4 protein-coding genes are annotated in these 6662 nt (G+C 45.4%); 2 read left to right on the top strand and 2 right to left on the bottom strand.

Annotation, left to right across the window (positions count from 1 at the left end):
- Window positions 1-320: 320 nt before the first annotated feature.
- Both AC58QO_RS33090 and AC58QO_RS33085 read right to left on the bottom strand, forming a co-directional pair.
- Window positions 321-1895, bottom strand: a complete 1575-nt coding sequence (locus AC58QO_RS33090) for an MGH1-like glycoside hydrolase domain-containing protein (RefSeq protein WP_497273072.1) — start codon at window positions 1893-1895, stop codon at window positions 321-323.
- A 132-nt stretch (window positions 1896-2027) separates the two neighbouring features.
- Window positions 2028-2921: a helix-turn-helix domain-containing protein gene (locus AC58QO_RS33085; protein ID WP_497273070.1), complete on the bottom strand. Its 894-nt coding sequence runs from the start codon at window positions 2919-2921 to the stop codon at window positions 2028-2030.
- 128 nt (window positions 2922-3049) lie between these two features.
- On the opposite strand from AC58QO_RS33085, the gene AC58QO_RS33080 reads away from it, so the two are divergent.
- Complete coding sequence (locus AC58QO_RS33080) at window positions 3050-4777, top strand: FAD-dependent oxidoreductase (protein WP_497273068.1); 1728 nt, start codon at window positions 3050-3052, stop codon at window positions 4775-4777.
- Window positions 4778-4977: 200 nt separating this feature from the next.
- On the top strand, window positions 4978-6651 hold the full coding sequence (locus AC58QO_RS33075) for a glycosyl hydrolase (protein WP_497273066.1): 1674 nt from the start codon (window positions 4978-4980) through the stop codon (window positions 6649-6651).
- Window positions 6652-6662: the final 11 nt, after the last annotated feature.

The raw sequence follows: 6662 nt of genomic DNA, 5'->3' as shown, positions 1-6662 counted from the left end.
GATAACGCCTCCTAAGGTGAGTTCTGAGGGCTGCAACCCAGTACATACTCATCGTAGCGAGGCGTTCTTTTTTCTGCAAATTCAATCTATTAACACCTACAGGAATGTTAATGGGCAGGATAACGAACTAAGATGGGGGACAAAACGTCTAAGGGTAAGAAAATCCCAGAGGGGGCAACTTTATCAATGAGAAAGCTTACTCTTGGAGTAATCCTACTTTTTATTCTTTTTATAAGTGACTTAATATACGTTAGATGGAGCGGCGAAGTAATCCGTAAATCTGCAGTCAGGGGAGATATTACTTGCCAAGAACATCCCAGCTACTTGACAGAATACGGATTGCTCGTTTTCATATAATCAAAAGCAACTTGCTTAATTCGCATTATTCTTTGGTTCTCGATGCCATAAACTTCATTGGGCTTGACCGTAAAATCATAGCTTTGATCTTCAATGGTCAGATGGATGGCTACTGGTTCCGGTTCGATACCGATAATTGCTTTGATGAGCCCCTGCAAATCGGTGATGATTCTGACTCCATGGCTAGCACGGAACATTTCTTTGTCATTGATATAGCCACAGAAGAAGCCGATGCGGCTTTCGAGCGTATACCGGTCTTGGTCCCATTTTTGAATATATGTTCGTTCATATGTTCCGTCCTGTAGCCCGCCCCAAAACACTTCATCACGTCTGATGGATATGCCATATAATCGCGCAACATATTCCAATACGGAGAGAATGGAGGGGCCATACCCATCCTTGGCTTCGCTGGGTTCAGCCGTAAATGGATCAAATTGCTGTGGGAAGAAGGTAGCCTTTTCCATCACGCTCAAATAGATTCTGCCTAACAGGGTTATTTCCACAACATGTCCGTAATTTTCCAGCGCTTGAATAGCTCGTTGATAGGTCAAGCTTTGTGGCTGTCCGCTCCAATTATTACTCGGAATATTACGGAACAGCGGATCATTGACAGCGATAGAAGGCAGCGGCATTGGCGTCCAGAACTCTTTTGGATTTAACATATGGTTGGCGATAAATTGGTCTGCCATCTCTTGGGTGAATCCTCCATAATACATGACCCGGAGATTATTGTGAACCAAAACATCCATAAATTCATTATTGCAATCTCGGTCATAACAAGCCGTTTTTTCAGGAAGCCAGAGATAAGATTGTATCTTGACCCGCACCTCACCTGCTTTTTCCAGCCAATAACGCTCTTTACCGTTCCCTAACTCCTTGGATATGAGGGCAAGTACATCTCTCCCGTTGCAGGAAAAGCCCATGACATCCATGGATGCGTAAGGAACTTTGCCGATTCCATGCGGCGGGGTGTCCCCTTCCCATGAATCAGGTGCTCCATCAAGACGTGTGCAGTGATCTTCTCCGGTATCCCATACGCACCAGGTTTCCAGACAGCCATCCCCATTAGAATCCCGGGTTTTCCAGAGATAGTTGTCGAATGCCTCCAAGACTTCGTAAAGTGTTTGAAGATAACCTTGATCCTTCTTCATCCAGTAGTACATGTTAAAAGCTGGTACAGGGAAACAGTATCCCTGGAACCAGGCATAATCCGGGTGGATTTTCCCATCCACGATAGAAATCATTCCCGGCAACCTGCCATCCTCTCGTTGATGTTCCATGAAGATCAGTTGGTTGTTGAGAGCAACCTCGATATTGCGTTTCGCAACCATTTCCCCACCCATGGGTTGGGTTTCCAACCATACATTTGGATAGTAGGAGCCCTCGACAAGTACTTTTTTGTTCAAAAAAGGGGTGATATTCTTCTTTATCATTTCTTCGCTACGGTCAAACAGCCTTTGCAGAGAATCGTTATTTGTAGCGTAAATCACTTGGGTTTCAGGCAAATTGGCATAATCGATGTTCACTTTTCTGTTCATGTGATTTCCCTCACTCAATCATAGTTATAGATCGAATTATATAACGGGAAATCCTGTGATTCCCTTGAAATATCTGCATGGAAACTTAAAAATTATGCAAAAAAATAACCTGCTCAGCGTCGGCAAGTTATATCAGGCTCTATTTCTATATTGCGTAGGGGAGCACCCTGACAGGTCATGAAATACTTTACTAAAATAATTGGGATCATTAAAACCAACATTCATAGCAATCTCTTTGATAGGTGCATCGGCTTCTATCAGGTATTTTTTTGCACGGTCAATTCGTAATTGATTCATGTAGTGGTTCAGTGTTACGCCCATCTTATTCTTAAACATATGGTTGATGTAGGATTCACTGCAGTGGCAGTGTTCGGAGATCTGGGCAACAAAGATCTGTTCACAGTAATTGTTGTGAATAAACTCCAAAGCATGGATTAGAATATGATCCGATTGTGTATTTTTCTTCGCGTTGACACTGCTTGGTGGGAATTGACTACTTGCATCGGCAAAAATATATGTCAAATATTGCGCTGCAATCGATAAAAGAGAATTGATAAGTTCCGGTTGGAGAGCTTCCGGAGATAAGGAAGAATAATAATGCTCAAGCATGGTCTCGTAGCTTAAGTTGTGTGCTTTAGCGATTTTCTTCATCCGATATAGGGCTGTCTTCTGACGGGTACGAAAAGAACCTGCAAAAATGGTAAGTACCAAATCGTCATGATGAAAGATAGGAACGACGAATTCTTCCACTCCCGCGTAACACATGCCATAGAAAGGTTGTTTGAGCTTTTCGCCTTTCTCCGCAACATCTTTTCTGCACAAACATCGGTCAAAAAGTCGTTTATTGGACTGTTTAATATATAAACAATAAGGATTGCGATGGAGTAAAAAAGGGTGCAGCATATTAGCAAATTCATGATCTTGGGTGGTCACTCCTTGATAATCAAGAATACAAATTTGCAATTGATATTGCTGGCTGATATGGGTCAGGTAGTCAAAAAGAGCTTTATACTTGGGGTTTTCCATCACAACCACCACCTTTCATACGAATTCTATACCGCGTGTACCGATATTTCAAGAGTGTTTTGCAGAAATTTCAAGGTAATAACCCTCTAACCTGCAATAGAATGTAGTCAAAAGGAGGGTGCTCTCGTATGAAAGATAAAATTCACAAAACTGATTTGTGCATTATTGGTGGGGGGATAGCAGGAATGTGTGCGGCGATTGCCGCTGCAAGGCATGGAGCTAAAGTCGTTTTGATGCAGGATCGGCCGGTACTAGGAGGAAACGCTTCTTCTGAGATTCGAATGAATATCGGTGGCGCACTTGGACTCAATAACCGTGAAACAGGCTTGCTGGAAGAGTTCGAGATGGAGAACCTCTCCCGGAATCACACGGCAAACTATTCCATATGGGATAGCGTGCTGTACGAGAAAGTACGTTTTGAAGAGAACATTACCCTATTGCTGAACTGCAGCTGTATGAAAGCAGAAATGGATGGGAATATCATCAAGTCTGTCAAAGGCTGGCAAATCACAACTGAAACGTGGCATACCATACAAGCAGCCTATTTTGCGGATTGTTCAGGCGACGGTATACTGGCACCGCTGACTGGCGCGGAGTTTCGAATTGGAAGGGAAGCGGCAAGCGAGTTCAATGAATCGATTGAGCCTGAGCATGCGGATAGCATGACCATGGGAATAAGCTGCTTGTTTCAAATCCGTGAAACAGATAAGCCACAGCCGTTCACCCCACCTTCATGGGCCAATACCTACACCAGTGATGAAGATCTTCCCCATAGACAGCATGATAAACGGACAAATTTCTGGTGGATTGAGCTAGGAGGAGATCGCGATTCCATTCATGATGCTGAAGAAATTAAGGATGAGCTCTTGAAGATTGTGTTTGGTGTATGGGATCATATGAAAAATCATGGCGATCACGGCGTGGAAAACTGGGTGATCGATTGGATTGGTTTCGTGCCAGGCAAACGGGAAAGCCGCCGTTATGTCGGCGATTATATGCTGACGCAGAACGATATCGAAGAGGAAGGGAAATTTGACGATCTGGTGGCTTACGGCGGCTGGAGCATGGATGATCACTTCCCTGCCGGCTTCCACTATAAGGACGGTCATCCGACGATTTATCATCGAGCGCCATCTCCATACGGCATTCCTTACCGGAGCTTGTATTCCAGAAATATTGGCAATCTATTTTTTGCAGGCAGAAATATTAGTGCGACTCATGCTGCATTGAGCTCAACCCGGGTTATGGGTACCTGTTCCCTTCTGGGGCAAGCGATCGGAACTGCGGCGGCGCTTGCGATCAAGGACAAGCTGACGCCAAGGGAAATCTACCGCCAGAAGATACGAGAGTTGCAGGACATGCTGATGGAAGATGATTGCTATCTGCCTTGGCACCGAAGAACGCCATCTTTGCTAGCGCAGATGGCCAGTTTAACCGCATCCAACGGGAATGCCGAGATGCTAAGAAATGGATATGACCGGACGATCGGCGAGGTGGATAACGGATGGACAGGTAGGGTAGGGGACTGGATCGAATACCGTTTGGAACGGCCTCAACCGATCGGTGAGCTACGTTTGGTTTTGGACAGCAATCTGAACCGGAAAATCCGAAACATGCCCAACAGCTATCCGCTGAACAATACGTCCTATCATGTTCCCCAATCGATGTTAAAGGATTTCAGGGTAGAAGTCCTGGACAGCGACGGCAGCTGGAGGGAATTGCTAACAGTTACCCGAAATTACCAGAGGCTGCGGAAATTGAAGATAGATATTACAACACATGCGTTACGTCTAATCCCTTTATGTACTTGGGGTTCCGAGCAGGTTCACATTTTTTCGTGGGAGATTAGATCGTAACTATACCAGTCCCGTGTGTCTAATTGGCACACGGGACTGGTGTTCTTACAAAGGGCATAATTTTGTAGAGTCCGACCATAAATTTGTTCATTATTGCGAGTTGGGCGATTGTGTACAATGAAACAAAAAGGAGGTAGTGATTAGGAAGTTCATGCGGTGTATGAAATGAAAGTTCTCACAATAAAAGGAGGAATAAACTTATGAAAAAATCGTTGGCAAAGTGTTTAGCATCCGTACTTCTACTGACCTTGCTCGCTCCGCAATGGCTGGGAGAAACGAAAGCTAGTGCCGCAACCCCGGCGAATTCGAATGCGACACAAGCTGCGAAGGATGTTCTGAATTACTTTGATACGGTGTATGGCAACAATCAGATCATTTCCTCGCAGATTGTTAGCACACAATACGGATATAACGAAATCGACCACCTCGGCTACTTGACCGGCAAATTCCCTGCGATGCTGGCTATGGATATGGGTTTCACCGTGTCGAGTACCGATATCGCGACTTGGCGTGATACGATGACAGAGCATGCCATTGATTATTGGAAAAAGGGAGGACTTGTCACGATAAGCTGGCATGAGACGAATCCCTTGGACCCCGCACCAGATGCTGGAGGATGGAACAGTGTCATCAGTACGATGTCCCAAGCGGATTTTGACTTGATGAATATGCCAGGTACGCCATTATACAACAAGTGGCTGGGTCACATCGATCTGATCGCAGGCTATCTCAAGACGATGAGGGACCAAGGCGTCGTAGTGTTATGGAGACCTTACCATGAGATGAACATCGGCTTTTGGTGGGGAGGGAAAACAGCGGACAGCTACAAGAAATTGTGGCAGAATATGTATGAGCGGTTTACCAATTACCATGGTTTAAACAACCTGATCTGGGTGTGGTCTCCGGCCCGGGACGATAATAGCGCTGTTACCAATAAATATTATCCAGGGTCGGCTTTTGTTGATCTAGGTGGAGCTGATATCTATGTCCAAAACCGTAATGATGCGAAATATGCGAATGCGAACAGTGAATTAACATCTGTCATGGCGGGCAAGCGATATGGTTTGTCCGAAGTGGGCCTGCTTCCATATGAAGGTGCGGTCCAAGCGAGCTGGGATTATACATGGTTTCAAATTTGGTCTACCGGTTGGATGGATAATCAGTTCTACGGATTCCCTAACGGCAATGGACCGGGTAATGATCCCTATCTTCTCAGACAATTTTATGCTAATCCCGTAACTATTACGCGAGATGAGGTTCCAGCATTCGGAAGGATGATTGACCCGGGAACGTTTATCTTCAAAGATGCGTTTAACCGCTATGCGTCCGACCCGGCCACACCGGTAGGCGGAGCCCCGGAAAACTGGACGATCGATACCACGGGAGGTACCGTTGCCGTGGCAGCCGTTAAATCTGTGGGAATCGATGGACAGGATCGAAGCGTCAAAATCGATAAAACCCTTACCTCCGGTGGGGCGAGTGCCAAAAAATCGTTCACGCCAGAAACCGGTACTGTGACCTTCAAAGCTAGTTTGCGCACAGAAGATGCCAGTTGGAAAGATTTCCTGGTGGTGGATAGCTCAAGCCCAAGCAAAGTCGCTGTACATATCGGTTTAAATAACGGGTACTTGACTGCTTACAACGGGACAACGCATATGAGTCTCCAGCCGATCACATATGGGAAATTCTATGATGTGAAGGCAGTGGTGAATACAACAACTAAAAAGTATGATTTGTATGTCAACGGAGTGAAAGTGGCCAATCAATTCAGCTTCCGGGATTCAACTGCGGCTAATGTGGCCAAAATAGCGTTCGGCATTGCCTCTGGGGCTACTGGTACCCTTTATGTCGATAATGTGAGAATATTTAAGTAAGGGGCTCTGAA

It is taken from the genome of Paenibacillus sp. J31R30, from assembly GCF_059692115.1.
This window is presented reverse-complemented; position numbering and strand designations above follow the sequence as displayed.